This window comes from Pseudomonas phenolilytica (assembly GCF_021432765.1).
Classification (GTDB): domain Bacteria; phylum Pseudomonadota; class Gammaproteobacteria; order Pseudomonadales; family Pseudomonadaceae; genus Stutzerimonas; species Stutzerimonas phenolilytica.
This window is the reverse complement of sequence record NZ_CP058908.1, coordinates 353,387-373,523: the sequence shown is the minus strand read 5'-3', so window position 1 is coordinate 373,523 and position 20,137 is coordinate 353,387. Positions and strand designations below refer to the sequence as shown.

The 20,137-nt window shown below is 63.7% G+C and carries 18 protein-coding genes and 1 other RNA gene; 16 read left to right on the top strand and 3 right to left on the bottom strand.

From position 1 onward, the window contains the following. Nucleotides 1-372 precede the first annotated feature (372 nt). Nucleotides 373-2,028, top strand: coding sequence for a glucan 1,4-alpha-maltotetraohydrolase (gene mta, locus HU825_RS01865; protein WP_234302790.1), 1,656 nt, complete (start codon nt 373-375; stop codon nt 2,026-2,028). Nucleotides 2,029-2,197: 169 nt separating this feature from the next. On the opposite strand, the gene HU825_RS01860 is transcribed toward mta, so the two are convergent. Continuing rightward, nucleotides 2,198-3,316, bottom strand: coding sequence for a hypothetical protein (locus tag HU825_RS01860; RefSeq protein ID WP_234302789.1), 1,119 nt, complete (start codon nt 3,314-3,316; stop codon nt 2,198-2,200). Beyond that, nucleotides 3,313-3,456, bottom strand: coding sequence for a hypothetical protein (locus HU825_RS01855; protein WP_156113682.1), 144 nt, complete (start codon nt 3,454-3,456; stop codon nt 3,313-3,315). The genes HU825_RS01860 and HU825_RS01855 overlap by 4 nt, the downstream gene beginning before the upstream one ends. Nucleotides 3,457-3,706: 250 nt before the next feature. Here HU825_RS01855 and malE point away from each other — a divergent pair, with 250 nt between their 5' ends. The 15 genes from malE to HU825_RS01780 all read left to right on the top strand — a co-directional run bounded on the left by malE (nt 3,707) and on the right by HU825_RS01780 (nt 19,642). Continuing rightward, entirely contained in the window at nt 3,707-4,894 is a 1,188-nt protein-coding gene (malE, locus tag HU825_RS01850; RefSeq protein WP_102827758.1) for a maltose/maltodextrin ABC transporter substrate-binding protein MalE, read from the top strand. A gap of 67 nt (nt 4,895-4,961) precedes the next feature. Then, nucleotides 4,962-6,527, top strand: coding sequence for a maltose ABC transporter permease MalF (gene malF / locus HU825_RS01845; protein WP_234302788.1), 1,566 nt, complete (start codon nt 4,962-4,964; stop codon nt 6,525-6,527). Between the two features lie 10 nt (nt 6,528-6,537). After that, nucleotides 6,538-7,428 (top strand): maltose ABC transporter permease MalG, encoded by an 891-nt coding sequence (gene malG, locus HU825_RS01840; protein ID WP_003283570.1) that lies wholly within the window; start codon nt 6,538-6,540, stop codon nt 7,426-7,428. Between the two features lie 100 nt (nt 7,429-7,528). Beyond that, a complete protein-coding gene (gene malT / locus HU825_RS01835; protein WP_234302787.1) occupies nt 7,529-10,276 on the top strand; it encodes an HTH-type transcriptional regulator MalT in 2,748 nt (915 codons plus the stop codon). Nucleotides 10,277-10,385: 109 nt separating this feature from the next. Beyond that, the gene (locus HU825_RS01830) at nt 10,386-10,934 is read left to right on the top strand and encodes a sugar O-acetyltransferase (RefSeq protein WP_234302786.1); all 549 of its coding nucleotides are present in this window, start codon (nt 10,386-10,388) and stop codon (nt 10,932-10,934) included. A gap of 147 nt (nt 10,935-11,081) precedes the next feature. After that, nucleotides 11,082-12,710 (top strand): alpha-glucosidase, encoded by a 1,629-nt coding sequence (locus tag HU825_RS01825; protein WP_234302785.1) that lies wholly within the window; start codon nt 11,082-11,084, stop codon nt 12,708-12,710. Nucleotides 12,711-12,786: 76 nt separating this feature from the next. Then, nucleotides 12,787-13,902, top strand: a complete 1,116-nt coding sequence (gene malK, locus HU825_RS01820) for a maltose/maltodextrin ABC transporter ATP-binding protein MalK (RefSeq protein ID WP_234302784.1) — start codon at nt 12,787-12,789, stop codon at nt 13,900-13,902. 443 nt (nt 13,903-14,345) lie between these two features. Further along, complete coding sequence (locus HU825_RS18815; RefSeq protein ID WP_431978438.1) at nt 14,346-14,759, top strand: DUF4279 domain-containing protein; 414 nt, start codon at nt 14,346-14,348, stop codon at nt 14,757-14,759. 219 nt (nt 14,760-14,978) lie between these two features. After that, entirely contained in the window at nt 14,979-15,554 is a 576-nt protein-coding gene (locus HU825_RS01815; protein ID WP_234302783.1) for a hypothetical protein, read from the top strand. A 514-nt stretch (nt 15,555-16,068) separates the two neighbouring features. Further along, on the top strand, nt 16,069-16,287 hold the full coding sequence (locus tag HU825_RS01805) for a hypothetical protein (protein WP_014852368.1): 219 nt from the start codon (nt 16,069-16,071) through the stop codon (nt 16,285-16,287). Next, nucleotides 16,284-16,499: a hypothetical protein gene (locus HU825_RS01800; protein ID WP_045666264.1), complete on the top strand. Its 216-nt coding sequence runs from the start codon at nt 16,284-16,286 to the stop codon at nt 16,497-16,499. Before HU825_RS01805 ends, HU825_RS01800 begins: the two co-directional genes overlap by 4 nt. Then, nucleotides 16,492-16,878 (top strand): hypothetical protein, encoded by a 387-nt coding sequence (locus HU825_RS01795; protein WP_207619015.1) that lies wholly within the window; start codon nt 16,492-16,494, stop codon nt 16,876-16,878. Before HU825_RS01800 ends, HU825_RS01795 begins: the two co-directional genes overlap by 8 nt. Nucleotides 16,879-16,986: 108 nt before the next feature. Then, on the top strand, nt 16,987-17,268 hold the full coding sequence (locus tag HU825_RS01790; protein WP_234303360.1) for a hypothetical protein: 282 nt from the start codon (nt 16,987-16,989) through the stop codon (nt 17,266-17,268). A gap of 68 nt (nt 17,269-17,336) precedes the next feature. Then, complete coding sequence (locus HU825_RS01785; protein WP_234302782.1) at nt 17,337-18,617, top strand: hypothetical protein; 1,281 nt, start codon at nt 17,337-17,339, stop codon at nt 18,615-18,617. Continuing rightward, nucleotides 18,614-19,642, top strand: a complete 1,029-nt coding sequence (locus tag HU825_RS01780) for a phage integrase (protein WP_234302781.1) — start codon at nt 18,614-18,616, stop codon at nt 19,640-19,642. The genes HU825_RS01785 and HU825_RS01780 overlap by 4 nt, the downstream gene beginning before the upstream one ends. Nucleotides 19,643-19,681: 39 nt before the next feature. Here HU825_RS01780 and ssrA read toward each other — a convergent pair. Beyond that, nucleotides 19,682-20,060: a transfer-messenger RNA gene (gene ssrA, locus HU825_RS01775) on the bottom strand. Nucleotides 20,061-20,137 lie beyond the last annotated feature (77 nt).

Sequence of the window (20,137 nt, the reverse complement as noted above, 5' to 3'; positions counted from 1 at the left end):
TTTTCTTGTTAATGCCGAACGTTCACGCCTTCGCTGTCGGCCGGTGACGGTGCAGCGCGGTGGCGAAAGCCTCGGGGATGGCACCGGGGGCGGCATCCTCCGCGGCGCGGATTTCGCTGGCGCAGCGCCAGGGCGTAATCAGGATGAGAGCGGCGTAATCCCCGGGGCGGGGCTGGGACGAGAGGGGCGCAGATGATTGCCAGCCGCCTTCGGCCTGGCCACTACGCCGCCGGCAACTGGGCGGGGGAGGTTGGTGACGGTGGCGTGCAGGAGCAGCCTGCGCGGGCCGGTCGATGCTCCGACCGGCGTTCATCCTCGTCCGGCGGCTCTGCCGTCGGCTACCCGTACAAGCACAAGAACCGGAGTATTGCGATGAGCCACATCCTGCGTGCCGCCGTATTGGCGGCAATCCTGCTGCCGTTGCCGGCAATGGCCGATCAGGCCGGCAAAAGCCCCAACGCCGTGCGCTACCACGGCGGCGACGAAATCATCCTCCAGGGCTTCCACTGGAATGTCGTCCGCGAGGCGCCCAACGACTGGTACAACATCCTCCGCCAGCAGGCCGCGACCATCGCCGCCGACGGCTTCTCGGCAATCTGGATGCCGGTGCCCTGGCGTGACTTCTCCAGCTGGACCGACGGCGGCAAGTCCGGCGGCGGTGAGGGCTACTTCTGGCACGACTTCAACAAGAACGGCCGCTACGGCAGCGACGTCCAGCTGCGCCAGGCCGCCGGCGCGCTCGGCGGTGCCGGGGTGAAGGTGCTCTACGACGTGGTGCCCAACCACATGAACCGCGGCTACCCGAACAAGGAAATCAACCTGCCGGCCGGCCAGGGCTTCTGGCGCAACGACTGCGCCGACCCGGGCAACTACCCCAATGACTGCGACGACGGCGACCGCTTCATCGGCGGCGATGCGGACCTCAATACCAGTCATCCGCAGGTCTACGGCATGTTCCGCGACGAACTCGCCAACCTGCGCGGTCAGTACGGCGCTGGCGGCTTCCGTTTCGATTTCGTGCGCGGCTACGCGCCCGAGCGGGTCGACAGCTGGATGAGCGACAGCGCCGACAGCAGCTTCTGCGTCGGCGAGCTGTGGAAAGGCCCCTCTGAATATCCGAGCTGGGACTGGCGCAACACCGCCAGTTGGCAGCAAATCATCAAGGACTGGTCCGACCGGGCCAAATGCCCGGTGTTCGACTTCGCCCTCAAGGAGCGCATGCAGAACGGCTCGGTCGCCGACTGGAAGCACGGCCTGAACGGCAACCCCGATCCGCGCTGGCGCGAGGTGGCGGTGACCTTCGTCGACAACCACGACACCGACTACTCGCCCGGGCAGAACGGTGGCCAGCATCACTGGCCGCTGCAGGACGGGCTGATCCGCCAGGCCTACGCCTACATCCTCACCAGCCCCGGCACGCCGGTGGTGTACTGGTCGCACATGTACGACTGGGGCTACGGCGACTTCATCCGCCAACTGATCCAGGTGCGTCGCGCCGCCGGCGTGCGCGCCGATTCGGCGATCAGCTTCCACAGCGGCTTCAGTGGCCTGGTCGCCACCGTCACCGGCAGCCAGCAGACCCTGGTGGTGGCGCTCAACTCCGACCTGGGCAATCCCGGCCAGGTCGCCAGCGGCAGCTTCAGCGAAGCAGTCAATACCAGCAATGGCCAGGTGCGCGTATGGCGCAGCGGCACCGGCAATGGTGGCGGGAATGACGGTGGCGAGGGAGGTCTGGTCAATGTGAACTTCCGCTGCGACAACGGCGTGACGCAACCCGGTGACAGCGTCTACGCGGTAGGCAACGTCAGCCAGCTCGGCAACTGGAGCCCGGCCTCCGCGGTACGGCTGATCGACACCAGCAGCTATCCGACCTGGAAGGGCCGTATCGCCGTGCCGGCCGGGCAGACGGTGGAATGGAAATGCCTGATCCGCGACGAGGCCAACGCCACCCAGGTGCGGCAATGGCAGAGCGGGGCGAACAACAGCCTGACGCCGAGCGAAGGTGCCACCACGGCCGGGCGGTTCTAGCCTTAAGCGGTAGCGATGGCCCGCCTCGCCGATAGGAGGCGGGCTTTTTTGGGCCTCATGGGCGCAGCGGCGGGTTGTGGATAAGGTCGCGGCTGTTTCCGGGGCCGTTGTGGTGGGCTTCAGCCCACCACCGCAATACCTTTCCGCCGGGGCGCAATCTGCGCACCGCTCACACCCCTTCGGCGCTCCGCGTATCGCGCAGCTGCCAGCGAATCGCCTGCGCTTCGGCCTGGCGCAGGTCGTCGAGCAGCGCCTCGCGGTCGGGTCGTCGTTCGTTGGCCAGCGCACCGCCGGCGAGCAGCTCGGTATGCTGGGTGGTGGCTTTGTCTCTGAGCCAGGCCAGACGCTGCAGGGTCAGCGGCGTGCAGCTCTGCCCGCTGAGGTCGTCCTTCACGTCCAGCCAGTGCGAGCGCCAGGCCTCCTGCAGGTACAGCGCGCCCAGATTGCCGGTCAGCGCCGCGCGCCAGCGACGCATGATGTCGTCCAGCCAGTCCAGCACCCCTTGGCTGGCGCCGCGGGTGGCGAGTTCTTGCTGCAGGCGCTGGTAGGCATCCAGCGCGATGCGTTTCTCCAGCTCGAAATCGGCCAGTGCCTGCGCCTCGCTCTCGCGTTCCAGCCGCAGCAGGCAGGCGAACAGCTGCCGCGTCTCGAAGCGTTCGGCGACGTGGAAGCCCGGCGAGGCCAGGCCGTCGCTGTTGTACTGGCGCAGTGGGTCGAAGGGGTAGAGGTAGCCGAAATCGAACAGGCGGATGCGACCGTCGTCCAGCGTGTTGCCGGCGGCCAGGTCCCACTCGAACAGGCCGGCGAGCAGCAGGGCGATCAGCAGGTCGAACAGCTCGGTGAGCTGACGCTCGTCCCAGCGCTCGATGCGTCGGCCTTCGACCCACGGCGAGAGGATGATGCCCTGCTGCAGCGAGGCGTATTGCGTCGGCACGATGCCGGCCAGACGCTCGGCCTGTTCCGGCGTGCGCATCAAGCGGACGAAGTCGCGGCGGCGCTGCAGTTCGTTGAGAAAGCTCGTCTGGCCGTCGGGGTTCTGCACCCGACAGGGGCGGCGGGCAACCTTGAGCGCCCAGTCGCGGCCAGCCAGCCGGAGGCGGTAGACGCGAGCCGTTAGCCCATCATCGAGGCAGGCGCGCACCCAGGGCTCATCGCCGCTGACGGCGGCCAGCGCGGCCGGTGGCAGCGGGCAATCCTCGGCACGGCCCAGACGAAATTCGGTGCCGCTGGCGAGAAAGGTGAGCTGGGTCTGGCGCCGCGCCCAAGCGCTCAGCGAGGCAGCGCTCATCGGCGGCGTGCCTCGCCGCGCTCACCGGCTTGCGGCACTTCGTTGCGGTGGCAGCTGTCTGTGCCTGGTGCGTGGCTGGTGCGGCGAGTATCCGGCTCCATGCGGGCTAGCAGCAGGTCGAACGAGAGATTGGCAGGCATCGAGGCGGCTCCGTGATGATTTCGCTGCATTTGACTGCGCATCGGCGGCCCGCAACAGGCGTAAGCGCTAGGCTTGGCAGCGTATTTTGCGATGTCGCCAGCGGCGATCTACGCCCCGCTTCTACGCCCTTCGCCCCCTAGAGGAGGAGGATGCACTTGGCGCAGGACATGCCGAGGATGGAACGACTGTCAGAGCCTCAGGCCGGCAGCAGGTGGAACAACTAATAAGAAGCCACGAGGAACGCGAAGCATGAACACGAAATTCTGGTGTCTCGCCACCATTGGCCTGGCGGCCACCTTCAGCCTGCCGCTGCCGGCGCTGGCAGCGATCGAGGAAGGCAAGCTGGTCGTCTGGATCAACGGCGACAAGGGTTACAAGGGCCTGGCCGAGGTCGGCAAGCGGTTCACCGCCGAGACCGGCATCCCGGTCGAGGTGGCTCACCCGGACAGCGCCACCGACAAGTTCCAGCAGGCGGCGGCCACCGGCAACGGCCCGGACATCTTCATCTGGGCCCATGACCGCATCGGCGAATGGGCCAAGAGCGGCCTGCTCACCCCCGTCACCCCCAGCGCCGAAACCAAGTCCGGTATCGCCGACTTCTCCTGGCAGGCGGTGACCTACGACAACAAGCTGTGGGGCTACCCGATCTCGGTGGAAACCATCGGCCTGATCTACAACAAGGCGCTGGTCGATACTCCGCCCAAGACCTTCGACGACGTTCTCGCGCTCAACGAGAAGCTCGCCGCCCAGGGCAAGCGCGCCATCCTCTGGGACTACAACAACACCTACTTCACCTGGCCGCTGCTGTCGGCCAAGGGCGGCTATGTGTTCGAGCAGACCGACGGCGGCTACGACGTCAAATCCACCGGGGTGAACAACGCCGGCGCCAAGGCCGGTGCACAGGTGCTGCGCGACTTGATCGACAAGGGCGTGATGCCCAAGGGTGCCGACTACAGCGTGGCCGAGGCAGCCTTCAACAAAGGTGATTCCGCGATGATGATCAGCGGCCCCTGGGCCTGGTCGAACATCGAGAAAAGCGGTATCGACTTCGGCGTGGCACCGATCCCAGCGGTCGATGGCGAGCCGAGCAAGCCCTTCGTCGGTGTCGCCGCCGCGCTGCTCAACGCGGCCAGCCCGAACAAGGACCTGGCCGTGGAATTCCTCGAGAACTACCTGCTCGAGGTCGACGGCCTGAAGACGGTGAACGCCGACGTGCCGCTGGGTGCGGTGGCCAACACCGCCTACATGGAAGAGCTGTCCGCCAACCCGCACATCAAGGCGACCTTCGAGAACGCGCAGATGGGCGAGCCGATGCCCAACGTGCCAGAGATGGGCGCGTTCTGGTCGGCGATGGAAGCCGCGCTGACCAACATCTCATCCGGCCGGCAGAACGTCGATGCCGCCCTGGACGCCGCCGCCAAGCGCATCGTCCGTTGACCCCGTCGCCGGCCGCCGCCTCGGGCGCGCCGGCGGACTATGCTCCGTTCTCAAAGGTTTCGCTCCCGTGAATGCCCGTGCCGAGTTGCCCAGCCCAGCCATGACCCGTACGACCTCCCGGGGCCTGCCCCGCTCCCTGACCACTGGCGCGCGCTGGCTGGCGTGGCTCGCCTTCAACGCCTTCGCGCTGTACCTGGTGGTCGCCCTCTACGTCCAGAAGCAGATGGCCTTCGCCCTGCTCGGGCTGGTGATCACCGCGATCGCCAGCTACTTGTTCATCAACCGGCGCATGTACGCGCAGCGCTACATCTTCCCGTCGGTGGCGGGCATGCTGGTGTTCGTGATCTTTCCGCTGCTCTACACGGTGGGCATCGGTTTCACCAACTACAGCGGCAGCCACCTGCTCAGCCAGACCCAGGTCGAGCGCTATCACCTGAGCCAGACCTACCTGGCCGGCGAGCGCTTCCGCTTCAGCCTGCATCCAAGCCCTGATGGCGAGCGCCTGCGCATCGACAAGGGCGAACAGGGCGTGTTCGTCAGCCCGCCGCTGACCGGCGAGCCGGACGCGGAAGCGCCGCTGGTGCTGCAGCCGGCTGAAAGCGTCGAAGGGCTGGGCGAGGCGCTGCCGTTGCGCGAGGTGATTCAGCGGCGCAAGGCGCTGGAACAATGGGTCATGCAGGGGCCGGACGGCAGCCTGCTGCGCTTGTACGGCCTGCGTGAGGTCGCCGCGGTGGAACCGGTCTACCGGCAGGATGGCCCCGGCGTGCTGGTCGATACCCGCAGCGGTACTCGTCTGACCGCCGACATGGAGCGCGGCTTCTATGTCGACGAGACGGGCAAAGCGGTGCCGCCGGGCTTCACCGTGTTCGCCGGCTTCGCCAACTTCACCCGGGTGCTGAGTGAGCCGAGCATCCGTGAACCCTTCGTGCAGATCTTCGCCTGGACCTTCGCCTTCGCCGGGCTCACCGTGGTCTTCACCCTCGCCGTGGGGCTGGTGCTGGCCAGCCTGCTGCAATGGGAACTGGTGCGCGGCAAGGCCTTCTACCGGCTGATGCTGATCCTGCCGTACGCGGTGCCGGGGTTCATTTCCATCCTGGTGTTCCGCGGCCTGTTCAACCAGAACTTCGGCGAGATCAACCTGCTGCTGGAAGGGCTGTTCGGCATCCGACCGGACTGGTTCAGCGACCCGACCCTGGCACGCACGATGATCCTGATCGTCAACACCTGGCTCGGCTACCCCTACATGCTGTTGCTGTGCATGGGCTTGCTGCAGGCCATCCCGCGGGATCAGTACGAGGCCTCGGCCATCGATGGCGCCAGTCCGCTGGACAACCTGTTGCGCATTACCCTGCCGCAGCTGATCAAGCCGCTGATGCCGCTGTTGATCGCCTGCTTCGCCTTCAACTTCAACAACTTCGTGCTGATCACCCTGCTGACCCGTGGCGGACCGGACATCATCGGCGCGACCACACCGGCCGGCACCACGGACCTGCTGGTCAGCTACACCTACCGCATCGCCTTCCAGGATTCCGGGCAGGACTTCGCCCTGGCCGCGGCCATCGCCACGATGATCTTCATCCTCGTCGGTGCCATGGCGCTGCTGAATCTCAAACTCTCGAAAGTGAAGGTATAAGGAGACGGTCATGGCCATGGTGCAACCGAAATCCGCGCGTTACCGGCTCTGGGCGACCCACGCGGCGCTGCTGGCCTTCGTCGCGGCAATCCTCTTCCCGCTGCTGATGGTGGTGTCGATCTCCTTTCGCGAGGGCAACTTCGCCACCGGCAGCCTGTTTCCCGAGAACCCGACGCTGGAGCACTGGTCGCTGGCCCTCGGCATTCCCTACACCCACGAGGACGGCAGCGTGACGAACCCGCCGTTCCCGGTGCTGCTGTGGCTGTGGAACTCGGTGAAGATCGCCCTGGTCAGTTCGGCGCTGATCCTGCTCCTGTCGACCACCAGCGCCTACGCCTTCGCGCGCATGCGCTTCGGCGGCAAGGCGCCGATCCTCAAAGGCATGCTGATCTTCCAGATGTTCCCGCCGGTGCTCTCGCTGGTGGCGATCTACGCCCTGTTCGACCAGCTCGGCCAGCACGTCAGCTGGCTCGGGGTGAACAGCCACGGCGCGGTGATCGTTGCCTCGCTGGGCGGCATGGCGCTGCACATCTGGACCATCAAGGGCTACTTCGAGAGCATCGACGCCTCGCTGGAGGAGGCTGCCATCGTCGATGGGGCGACCACCTGGCAGGCGTTCTTCCATATTCTGCTGCCGATGAGCGTGCCGATCCTGGCGGTGGTGTTCATCCTCGCCTTCATCACCAGCGTCACCGAATACCCCATCGCCTCGGTGCTGCTGATGGACGTGGACAAGCTCACCCTCTCAGTCGGCGCGCAGCAGTACCTCTATCCGCAGAACTACCTGTGGGGCGACTTCGCCGCCGCCGCGGTACTCTCCGGGCTGCCCATCACCGCCGTGTTCCTCTACTGCCAGAAGTGGATCGTCGGTGGCCTGACCGCCGGCGGGGTGAAGGGCTGACGTGTGAGTTGAAACGAGGCGCGAGACCGGGGAGCGGATGCCATGCGAACCGGTGCGCCAGGCCCCATAAGAAGAGCAGAACAAGAACAGGGAACCGCCCATGAATGCCGCGATGCCACCACTGCTGCCATTGATCCCCACCAAGCTGGCGATTCCCATGCTGCCGCCGGGCCTGCTCGAACGGCCGCGCCTGGACGAGTGGCAGCAGCGCCTGCCGCAGGTGCGCCTGGCGGTGCTGCATGCCGCCAGCGGTTTCGGCAAAACCACCTTGGCGGCGCAGTGGGCGCGGGCCTTCGATGGGCGTATCGCCTGGTTCCAGCTGCATGCCAACGACAACCTGGGGCTGCAGTTCGGTCGCTACCTGACCCAGGCGCTGGACCGCCAGCTGGACGCCGGCTGTCCGCTGGCAGTGGCGCTGGCCGAGCAGGGCCGGGTGTCGCTGGATGCGTTGTTCACTCAGCTACTGGCCGAACTGCCGGGCGAGCACGAGGCCATCCTGATCGTGCTCGACGAGTTCGAGGTGCTGCACGACGCCGAGTTGATCGCCGGGCTGCGCTTCTTCCTGCGCCATATGCCGAGCTGGATGACCCTGCTGGTGTGTAGCCGGCGCCTGCCCGAACTGGGTGTCGCCGAGCTGCGGGTCAAGCATCAGCTGCTGCTGCTCGACGCGCGCCAGCTGGCCTTCGAGGATGACGAGGTACAGGCGCTGCTGGAACTGGGTGTGCCGGCAAGCATCAACCGCGAGCAGGTCGAGCGTCTCAACCGCCGCATCGGTGGCTGGCCCTGCGCGCTGCAGTTGGCCCTGCAGGAGGTGCAGACCAGCCGCGGCATGGACCTGTTCCTGGAGAACCTGCAGCTCGGCCACCCGGACATCCGCGACTACATGCGCGAACAGGTGATCGAGGGGCTGCCCGAGGACCTGCGCGGTTTTCTCGAGGCGACCTGCCTGCTCGACCGCTTCGACGCCGCCCTGGCTGATCGTCTGACCGAAGCCTGTCACGGCCGCGAGATGCTCGAACGGCTCGAGCGTGGCGGCCTGTTCATCCAGCCGCTGGACAGCCTGCGCCGCTGGTACAGCTATCACCCGCTGTTCGCCGTGTTCCTGCAGGGCGAGCTGCGCACCCACCAGCCGCAGCGGGTCAACCAGCTGCACCTGCGTGCAGCCTCCGCGCTGCTGGCCGAGAACATGCCCGAGGAAGCTGCGCGCCATGCCGTACAGGCCGGCGACCCGCAGCAGGTCGACGAGATCCTGCAGCGCCACGGCCGGGCGTTCTATCGCCAGGGTCGTCTCGGGTTGCTGCAACAGTGCCTGGAAACCCTGCCGGAAGCGGTGATCGCCGGCTCGCCACTGCTCACCCTGCTGCAGGCGTGGGTGTCGCAGAACTCCTATCAATTCGATCATGTCGAGCGCTGGTTCAAGGCCGGCGAGCTGGCGCTGCAGCGCAGCTGCTCCGAGCAGGACTGGGCGCGCATCGTCTGCGAATTCAATGCCGTCCGCGCCCAGGTCGCGATGAACCAGGGCGACGAGCAGCGCGCCGTCGCCCTGGCCCAGGAGGCGCTGACCCGCGAGCCGCTGATCATGCGCACCTCACGGGTGGCGGCGATGTCGGGCCTGGCCGAGGCGCATTTCGTTCAGGGCGAACTGCCGCAGGCGCAGAAACAGTACGAGGAAGCCGAGCGCCGCGCGCGGGAGATCAATGCCTCGCACCTGGTGGTCTGGAGCCTCGGCCAGCTGTCGGAAATCGCCATCGCCCAGGGCCATCTGCAGAAGGCCTATACCCTGCAGGAGCGCGCCATCCAGTACATCGAGCAGCAGAACCTGCAGGCCACGCCCATCGTCGAGTTCATCTACCGGGTGCGCGGCCAGGTGCTGCTGGAATGGCACCAGCTGGACGCTGCCGAGCAGTGCGCGCTGCAGGGTATCCAGATACTCGACGAACTGGACGACCCACGCTGGCGCCTGCAGAGTTACGCGCTGCTGGCCGGCGTCGCCTACGCCCGCGGCCAGCAGCATGCCTGTGCCGACTACATCGCCCAGCTGCAGACGATGCTCGCCGACGATCGCTACCACATCGACTGGCTGGCCAATGCCCACGCGATCATGCTTGCCTACTGGGACTCCAGCCAGGATCGCGAGGCGATCCGCCAGTGGCTGCTAAGTGCCCCGCCGGTGAGCGGCGGCGCCAACCACTTCGCCCAGCTCAATGCGCGCAACCATGCCCGTGCCCACCTGGCGCTGGGGCAGCTGGAGCGCGCGCTACCGATCCTGCGCCAGCTGCTGACCGACGCCGAGCGTCACGGCCTGGAGATGGATCGCAACCGCAACCACATCCTCCTGGCGCAGCTGCACTGGTTGCGCGAGGAGCGCCAGCAGGCGCTGGATCACCTGCAGCGGGCCATGACCCTGGCCAGCGGCAGTGGCGCCATCGGCAGCTTCCTGCGCGTCGGCAAGCCGATCATCGGCATGCTCAAGTGCCTGCTGCACGAGCGCAGCCTCGATGAGGCCGAGGCCCAGCGCGCCGCGCGCTTGATCCAGCTGGCGCAGCAGCAGCGCGATTTCAGCCGCGCCATTCGCATCACCCTGGACGAGGCGGTGATCCAGGACATCATCAACCGCCCCGACGTGCCCGAGCTGATCCGCCGTTCGCCGCTGACCCGGCGCGAATGGCAGGTGCTGAGCCTGATCCACGCCGGGCAGTCCAACGAGCAGATCGCCGATCACCTCAACGTCGCGCCGACCACCATCAAGACGCACATCCGCAGCCTCTACCAAAAGCTCAACATCACCCACCGCAGCGAAGCGGTGCAGCTGGCGCGCGACTTGCTGAGCAAGATTCAGGGCGACTAGCAGGTTTGGCTGACCGCCGGTCGTCCTCCCCGCGAGTGGACGCCCGGGGAGGAGGAGGGCGGCGCCCGTCTGTGGCACCTTCGAGGCTTCCCGCGATGGAGGCGCCACGATGACGATGAGCGAAAAGCAGAAGATGCTGGCCGGCGAGCTGTACCGCCCCGGCGACCCGGAAATCCTCGCCGACCAGGCCGCGGCCAAGGCCTGGATGGTGCGCTACAACGCAGCGCTGGCGGCCTCGCCGGACGAGCGCCGGGCGCTGCTGGCCGAGCGGCTGGCCTCGGTCGGTGCCGGCGCGGTGATCCGTCCGCCGTTCCACTGCGACTACGGCTACAACATCCACCTGGGCGAAGGCGCCTTTCTCAATTTCAACTGTGTGATTCTCGATGTGGTCGAGGTGCACATCGGCGCCGGTGCGCAGATCGGCCCGGCGGTGCAGCTCTACACCGCCGACCATCCGCGTGACCCCGAGGCGCGTCGTTCGGGCGTGGAGTTCGGCCGGCCGATCCATATCGGTCGCAACGTCTGGGTCGGTGGCGGGGCGATCATCCTCCCGGGTGTGACGGTGGGCGACGATGCGGTGATCGGCGCCGGCAGTGTGGTCACCCGCGACGTGCCGGCCCGCGCCACCGTGGTCGGCAACCCGGCGCGGGTGCGCTGACCGGCTCGCTGTTGCCGTCTACGCCCTCGGCCAGCAGGCGGTCTACGCCCGGCCCTTACGCCTGCAGGAGCCCGCCGCCGGAGGATGTTGCGACCGCTTGCCGCACCTAGAGTGACCCCGTCTTCACGCTCACTCAAGGTACGTGGTATGTCCGAGCAACTTCAGAACTGGTGGCGCGGCGGGGTGATCTATCAGGTCTACCCGCGCAGCTTCTTCGACAGCAACGGCGACGGCGTGGGCGACCTGCCCGGCGTGCTGCACAAGCTGGACTACATCGCCAGCCTCAACGTCGACGCCATCTGGCTGTCACCCTTCTTCACCTCGCCGATGAAGGATTTCGGCTACGACGTGGCTGACTACCGCGGCGTCGACCCGCTGTTCGGCACGCTGGATGACTTCGTCCGCCTGGTCGAGGCCTGCCACGAACGCGGCATGCGCGTGCTGATCGACCAGGTGCTCAATCATTCTTCGGACCAGCACCCCTGGTTCGTGGAGAGCCGCTCCAGCCGCGACAACGACAAGGCCGACTGGTACGTCTGGGCCGACCCCAAGCCGGACGGCAGCGTGCCGAACAACTGGCTGTCGGTATTCGGCGGCCCGGCCTGGAGCTGGGACAGCCGGCGCCGGCAGTACTACCTGCACAATTTCCTCGCCAGCCAACCGGACCTGAACTTCCACTGCCCGGCCGTGCAGGATCAGTTGCTCGATGACATGGAGTTCTGGCTCAAGCTCGGCGTGGACGGCTTCCGCCTGGACGCCGCCAACTTCTACTTCCACGACCTCGAACTGCGCGACAACCCGCCGAACACGGAGGTCCGCGAAGGCAGCATCGGCGTACGGGTGGACAACCCCTACGCCTACCAGCGGCATATCTACGACAAGACGCGGCCGGAAAATCTGGAATTCCTCCGCCGTCTGCGTGCCTTGCTGCAGCGCTATCCCGGTGCCTCCTCGGTGGCCGAGATCGGCTGCGACGAATCGCTGCGCACCATGGCCGCCTACACCAGCGGCGGCGACACGCTGCACATGGCCTATTCGTTCGACCTGCTGACCGAGCAGTGCAGCCCGGCCTATATCCGTCGCACGGTGGAAGGCATCGAGCGCGAACTGGCCGATGGCTGGTCCTGCTGGTCCATGGGCAACCACGACGTCGTGCGGGTGATGACCCGCTGGGCCCTCAATGGTCGGCCCGACCCAGAACGCGGCCGGCTGCTGATGGCACTGCTGCTGTCCCTGCGCGGCAGCGTCTGCCTCTATCAGGGCGAGGAGCTGGGCCTGCCGGAAGCGGAACTGCGCTACGAGGATCTGGTCGATCCGTACGGCATCACCTTCTGGCCGGAATTCAAGGGCCGCGACGGTTGCCGCACGCCGATGCCCTGGGAGAGCGAGGCGCATCACGCCGGCTTCACCGGCAGCCAGCCGTGGTTGCCGGTGGATGATTCGCACCGCTCGCTATCTGTGGCCGCGCAGGATGCCGACCCGCATTCGATGCTCAACTGCTACCGGCGCTTCCTCGGCTGGCGGCGCGAGCAGCGTCTGCTGATCGAGGGCGATATCCGCATGGTCTACCATGACGACGCCTTGCTGGTGTTCGAGCGCCGGCTGGGCGAAGAAGCCTGGTTGTGCCTGTTCAACCTCGGCGCCCTGCCACGCAGCTACGAGCTGCCGGCGCAAGCGGTGCCGCTGATGGACGTGCCGGCGAGTTTCGCCGAGTACGATGACCATTGGGCGCGGCTGCCGGCCCATGGCTTCGGCTACGTGCGGCTAGCGCGGTAGGGAGCCGGCAGCGGCGGGGCGGCCCGCCGCTGCGAACGAACGAAGTGCATGGCGACATCTACGGAGAACAACAACGATGGCCAGTGTCACGCTGCGCGACATCTGCAAGAGTTACGACGGTACGCCGATCACCCGGCATATCGACCTGGATATCGAGGACGGTGAGTTCGTCGTCTTCGTCGGTCCATCCGGTTGCGGCAAATCCACTCTGCTGCGATTGATCGCCGGGCTGGAGGACATCACCTCCGGTGACCTGTTCATCGGCAACCAGCGCGTCAACGACCTGCCGCCCAAGGACCGTTCGGTGGGCATGGTGTTCCAGTCCTACGCGCTCTACCCGCACATGACGGTGGCCGAGAACATGGCCTTCGGCCTCAAGCTCGCCCACGTCGACAAACAGGAGATCAAGCGCCGTGTCGACGCGGCCGCGGCGATCCTGCAACTGGACAAGCTGCTCGAACGCAAGCCCAAGGACCTCTCCGGCGGCCAGCGCCAGCGCGTCGCCATCGGCCGCACCATGGTCCGCGAGCCCAAGGTCTTCCTCTTCGACGAACCGCTGTCGAACCTCGACGCCTTCCTTCGCGTGCAGATGCGCATCGAGATCGCCCGTCTGCACCAGCGCATCCGCTCCACCATGATCTATGTGACTCACGATCAGGTCGAAGCCATGACCCTGGCCGACAAGATCGTCGTGCTGAACGCCGGCGAAATTGCTCAGGTCGGCCAGCCGCTGCACCTGTATCACTACCCGCAGAACCGTTTCGTCGCCGGCTTCCTCGGCTCGCCGCAGATGAACTTCGTCGAGGTGCGCGCCGTCTCCGCCAGCCCGGAAGCCGTCACCGTGGAACTGCCCAGCGGTTATCCACTGACCCTGCCGGTGGATGGCAGCGCCGTCAGCGCTGGCGACCTGCTCACCCTCGGCATCCGCCCCGAACACTTCGTCATGCCGGACGAAGCCGACTTCACCTTCCATGGCCAGATCACCGTGGCCGAGCGTCTGGGCCAGTACAACCTGCTCTACCTCACCCTTGAACGCCTGCAGGATGTGATCACCCTCTGCGTCGACGGCAACCTGCGTGTCACCGAAGGCGATACCTTCGCTGCCGGCCTCAAGGCCGACAAGTGCCACCTGTTCCGCGCGAACGGCGAGGCGTGTGCGCGGCATTACCGGGAGCCGGCGATATATGGGTGAATTGCTAGCTAGAAACAGTCGGGGTTGCGGTGAGCTGGGATACGACGGTAGGACTGATTGGAGTAGGGCCAGAGCTGGCACATCTTGCGGCCAAGCATGCTGCCTGCGGCTAGATCGCGGTTGAAACCGTCGACAATAGCGGCCTGAGCGTCTTCGCTCAGCTTTCGACACGGCAAAGAAAAAGCCCCGAGACTCTTTCGAGTCTCGGGGCTTCGTGTTTGGTGGAGCCGGGGGGATTTGAACCCATGTCGAGGACTCTGCATTGTGCCGCTGTAGCCTGCTTCCCTAGGTAGTTCGGCCTGTCGCCATCTTATCTCTGACGCATTGATCTGCTGTACCTTGCTGTGTCTGTGACACTTTTGGGGCTCTGACTGTGCAATGATCTTCAGCTCATCGGGGATGAGCTAAAGCGTCCCCTTAACCAAACGTTAGGCTTCTCTCGTATGCCATTCGACACATATGCCTACTTCTATGTCCGCGATTTCGAGGGCAAGGCCGAGCAAGTGACTGACTTGCTTAAGCTGACACCAACGCTCACATGGATGAAGGGCGAGCTAGGCCCGGCTAATCGCCCGAGGAAGTTCAGCAACTGGGAGTTGCATAGTTCACTCCCGCGGACTGAGGCGTTCCAAGATCGCCATCTTGTTACGCTGCTTGAAGCCTTAGAAGGCCGGCGAGAACAGGTATTTGACGCAGTCTCCAAGTACAAGTGTGGTCTTCAGGGCGTTGGCTACTACACGAATGAAAACCCAGGGTTCCATATGGATAGTCAATTAATCTCTCGAATCGCGGCGCTTGGTCTATCTGTTGACTTCGATCTTTACTGCAACTGTGAACATGACGATCCAAGGGCCTAGCCCTTCCATCAACGGATGTCCATCCAGTTTGTTTATTCTTAAGTGGGAGGGAAAATAAATCTGTCCCCTTTTCTGCTCTAATTTTTGGCTATATTGCCATTGCGAAATCTGTGCTTGTGCCAGCACTACTCGCCGCAGCGTACCGATTAACGGCTTAACTTTAACCCCTCTGGGGCGGGTCAAGGCCTGCCCCTTAATTAAGCTTTAAGGAGCCGCTCTGTGTCATGGAAGGCAGCGTTCTATGGTTCTGCTGATGTTTCGAAAAGCCGAGTCATCATAACTAATGTCGCTCTAGTAGTAACACTGATTAGCGTATATGGATTGTGGACAGATTTTGTGCCATCAGCGGCGTGGATCGACACGGGTTTTAGTCTTGCAATGGCAGCTACAGTCCTCTGTGCTGCTGCCTTCTACTGGGCTTTGCTAACAGGGCGAACGGCATTCCGCCCAGGCACCTCAGCACCAATGAAACTACTTGTTGTTCTTTTTGGGCCTATCTTACTCTTTATGCTTTTTTCTCTGTCGATAATGCATGGCGTTGGCGACATTGCGACGCAAGTGCTTGGCCGTGAAGATCAACTAATAAGCAATCTTTCTAAACACTACGAGCACAGCAGAAAAGGTTGCGATTTCCGCCTTAAAGGTCATGACATCGATAATGCATTTCCAAATCACGTGTGTATTACCGAAGCCGGGTTTGCTCGCCTTCCACAAAAAGGTGCGTATAAGCTACAAATACTACGCTCTGAGCTAGGATTTCATATCACCTCGCTCGACCTTGAGCGTAGCCGCTAGCGTTGTGCTCAATGCGTTCGCTCCACTCAGGAGAAACGCTAAGTCCGACCGTTAACCAACGTTTTGCTTCTACTTTGTTCCCTGTCCTCGGGCATACCATCGCCTAGCTACTTTCCGTGTGATTGCTATCCCGCGCTGGGTTGGCTCAAGTTTCGGTTGGCTTCGTCGTAATCGGGGCTGGTCTGGCCTACTTCTGGGGCGATCTGCCCACTTGCCAACCAAAGAGCGTACTGGGGGAAGATCTTCACCAATACGTCTATCTCCTCTGTGCTTACTCGCACCACTCCCTTACTAACGCTTCTCCAGCGCTCGTAGTCCCCGCCGTGCTCGCTCGTTTTTTTCGGCCCTAGCTTCTTGAGAAGAAGCCTAGCCCTATCAGCCGCTGTCATTCGATAGACGATCATCATTGGGAAATTATTGACCATCGCCAGTAGATGGTAAATAATTCCTCGGTGGTTAATAGTTTCCCAGTTGCCGCTGGGGAGATACAGCAGAGCATAGTGGAGTAAAGCGGATGGATACGGAAGGTTTTGACCCGCAAAAGCTGCACGGCGCCCCGCCCCTGATGCCGTGGCCGAAGTTTGCCGAATGGATCGGCATGGGCGACGAACCCATCGTGGTGCGCACCTGGTTGGAGCGCGGCTACCTGCCGTCGCAGAAGGTCGGCAAGCGCACGATGGTCAACGTGGCCCTGCTGCATCAGCAGCTTCTCGAACAGGAGTGGACGCTATGAGTAAGGCAGACGACAGCCTCGACCTGTGCAGCCTCAAGACCTTCGCCGAAATGAGCGGGGTATCCGTCGAAGAGGCCGCCGACTGGGCCGCCACCGGCACCATCCCGACGATGCGCCTCGCGGACTTCCGCATGGTCAACCTCGCGCGGCTGCGGGCCGACCTGAAGAAAGGCAAGAAGGAGTTCAAGGAAGGAGACTACAGCCATGCGTAAGCCCGTCACCCTGGATGCTGAAGCTGCCAAGGCTTACATCGGCCAGTCCGTGCTGCTGGAGCTGCATATGGACGAAGACGAGCCGCCTTACTGGTGCTGCGTGCACATCGTCGGCGTGGTGCTGGCGAAGGAAGGCGTCTGGGATTACCCCTACTTCATGGCGGTGAGCTTCGTCGACGACGGGCGCACGCCGAGCGAAATCCCCTTCGTGGACATTCTTACCATCAGGGCGATGCGGTACCGCGACCGGCACGGTTCCGGCAACGTACTGGGCCGCGTCGCCCTCCCTAACGCTGAAAGGTCAGGGGCCGCGCTCCCGGCTCGTCGGGACAGCTTCACCGTCCCGTCGAACGGAAGCACGGGCGCAGCGCACCCTTGACCCTGCACGATCATGACCAGCCTATCGCGGGGAGTGTGGGGTAGCTTTTCCACCCCACGCTCCCGAGCCCTCGGCGGCAAGAGCGGGATGACAAGGGCGGCGCCCTTGGTGTTCTTCGCTCTGTCGCGCCGCGCCTATCTCTGCCTGCCGCACCTGCTTCTCGGCCTGGCCTGCCTTGCGCTCTGCATCGCCCTGGACGGTACGCCGCCGCCCGAGCATCCCTACCTGCCCGCCTTCATCCAGGAACAACCCTGCCCGGACGATCCGACCGACGTGTTCTCCGACGTGGTTACGGCATGGCCAGCCAAAAGCGCGCGCACGCCTGCACAGCTCTACGCGGAGCGTAGCGGGCGCGTGGCCTGTGCCGGCGTGCGCGCGCCCCCTCGCTGACGTCCCTGTAACACGTCAGATAAACGAAGGTTGAGAACCGCATTAATCAGCATTAGGAAGTGAACGAAATGGCCAAACCAAAAGATTTTCTTCGTCTCGATATGCTTGCCCGTGAGGATCGCAACGGGCGTCTGTTCGTCGATCCGGGCACGGCGGCAATCGTCGATCTGTCCAAGGTCCGTTTGCTGCGTTGCGGCGTCGATACGGTCCGCCAGCTTTACCGCGGGCTGATCCGTCCCGAGATCATGGCGCTGTTTGAGAAGCCGGGCGCGATGGTCGAGTTCGCCGGGGAGATCTGGCACTCGGGGCGAGTGGGCCGGGACTCGGGCTACCAGTACAAGCTGCAGAACGCCGATCTCGGCTTCGTGCTGCTGATCAAGAACTTCAACGCCAAGCTGGAGCAGATCGGGCCGCACCTGAAAATCGAAGTGTCACCGCACGCCATCGACGCGTTGTCGCCTGAGCGCTTGCAAGAGCGGATGGACTACTACGCTGCAGCCGTGATGACTCACCGCGAACGCAACCAGTGTGCGGTCCATCTGGCGTTGGACCTCCAGGGCTGGAAACCGCCGGTGGATCTGGTAGCACGCCTGCACTGCCGGGCCAGAACACATCGGGATATCTCAGGCATCAATCAGGTGGAGTGGGCGACGAAGTCCAGCGTCTACGGTCGCGGGGAAACGTCCATGTTCGGCTCCGCTGGCGGCGTCCAGCTCTGTATCTACAACAAGACCGAACAGGCCCGGGCAACGGACAAGCTCGACTACTGGGAAAGCGTCTGGCGTCGCCGGGATTCGTTCGATGCAAAAGACCCGGAGAACTACAACCCGGCCCAGGAGGTATGGCGCGTCGAGCTGCGTTATCACCATTCGATCATCCAGCAGTTCGCCAGCGGCTCGGTAGACGTGAAGACCGGCCAAGCCATCGATACGGACTCCTTTGCCGCCTTCTCGGCACACCTCGACGGCCTGTGGCGCTATGGCCTGAGCCAGTTCAAGTTGCTCGCCCGGCCCGGTTACTTCGATCCGATCTGGACACTGATGCGCGACGATGCGCGGGTCGATCTGCCGGTCGATTCCCTGGTCGATGAAACCGAGTACAAGCGCTACTACAAGACCTCTCGAGGCTTCTCGGGGAAGAACGTGGAGCTGTTCCTGGGAAACTTCGTAAGCCTGCTGGCACGGGAGCGAGTGGGCGCTAAGAAAGCATTCGAGACCTTGAAGCAATGGGATTGCTGGCCGGTGATCCGCGATCACTACGCCGCCAAGGATATGAGCGAGCGCGACCTCTACAAGCACATCAAGGATCTGCTGCAGGAACGCCATGTGAGGTGGGGCAGGGCGGTATGACGGTCAAGAAGCGCCCTGATGGTCGATGGCTGGCAGATGTTCAACCTATCCGTGGCCAGCGTTTCCGCAAGCTGTTCACAACCAAGGCGGAAGCCCAGCGCTACGAGCAGTACATCATCGCCAACAAAGCGGCTGACGCTGCCTGGAATCCAAAGGCCAAGGATCGTCGCCGACTGTCTGAGTTGGTTGGCCTGTGGTTCGATCTGCACGGCCATATGCTCAAGGATGGCGAACGCCGAAAAGCCAAGCTCGATGCTCTGTGTGTGCGTCTGCGTGACCCGATTGCGATAAAGCTCGACCCGGCCACCTATGCCCATGAACGCCGCTTGCGGGCAGAAGCTGGCATCACGCCCAAGACGCTGAACAACGAGTTGGGTTATATCCGGGCGGTGTTCAATGAGCTGCGAGGCCTGGGCCAGATCGACTATGCGAACCCGCTGGAGTTGATGAAGCCCTACCGGATTGAAGAACAGGAACTGTCCTGGCTGACTCAGGAACAGATAGCCGAGCTGCTGACAGCCATTCGTGAAGGCTGCGACAACCCGCATGTCGAACCTATCGTGCTGCTCTGTCTGGCGACTGGTGCTCGATGGTCGGAAGCGGAAGGGCTCACACCGTCCAGGCTGCGCAATGGTGCTGTCACGTACAGCAAGACCAAATCCAGCAAGGTGCGAACCGTACCGATCCCGGCAGAGCTGGAAGCGTTCATTCGTGATCACTGGAGGCGTCACGGCCAGTTCACCGGGGCTATCACGTCCTTCCGTCGAGCGTTGAGCCGGTCGGGCATCGTGCTGCCGAAAGGGCAGGCTAGTCACGCTCTCCGACACACGTTCGCCAGCCACTTCATGCAGAAGGGCGGGAACATCCTGACGCTACAGAAAATCCTGGGGCACTCCAGCTTGGCCATGACCATGCGCTATGCGCATTTGGCACCGGAGCATCTGGCGGAAGCGGTAAAACTTAGCCCGTTGGCAGGTGTGACACTTTCGGGACAGTCGAAGCCCCTGAAAACACAAAACCCCTGAAATTCGCTAGGAAAATCAGGGGTTTATGTTTGCTTCAATTGGTGGAGCCGGGGGGATTTGAACCCCCGTCCGCCAGCTCTCCGCTATCGGTTCTACATGCTTAGCCAAATCTACTGAGTTAACTCCGCGCCGCCCGATTGGCAGGGTGCTTGGAGCGAGCTGTATGAGTTTTAGCCGTTACGTCTACAGCGAACTTGGCGGCGATCCTGTTCTGTCTGACGGTCATTTCGGGTTTACAGGCATCCCCTAGTGACCGCTGGCGCCGAAGCGACCAGATGAAGGTTAGGCGGCTAGCGCGTACCCTTCGTAGTTGTCGTCGTTGGCAACTATAGGTTTGCAACAGTTTATTTACGAGTTCTGTTACCAACTCGGCATGCCCCTCAAGTTTCGTTACCGGCGTCGAATCCTAATCGGCCCCTGGTGTCGCTTGTGGTGCTGGCGACGAGTGTACGGTGATCGTTACACGGTGTCGATCACTTTTTAATCATGATGGTT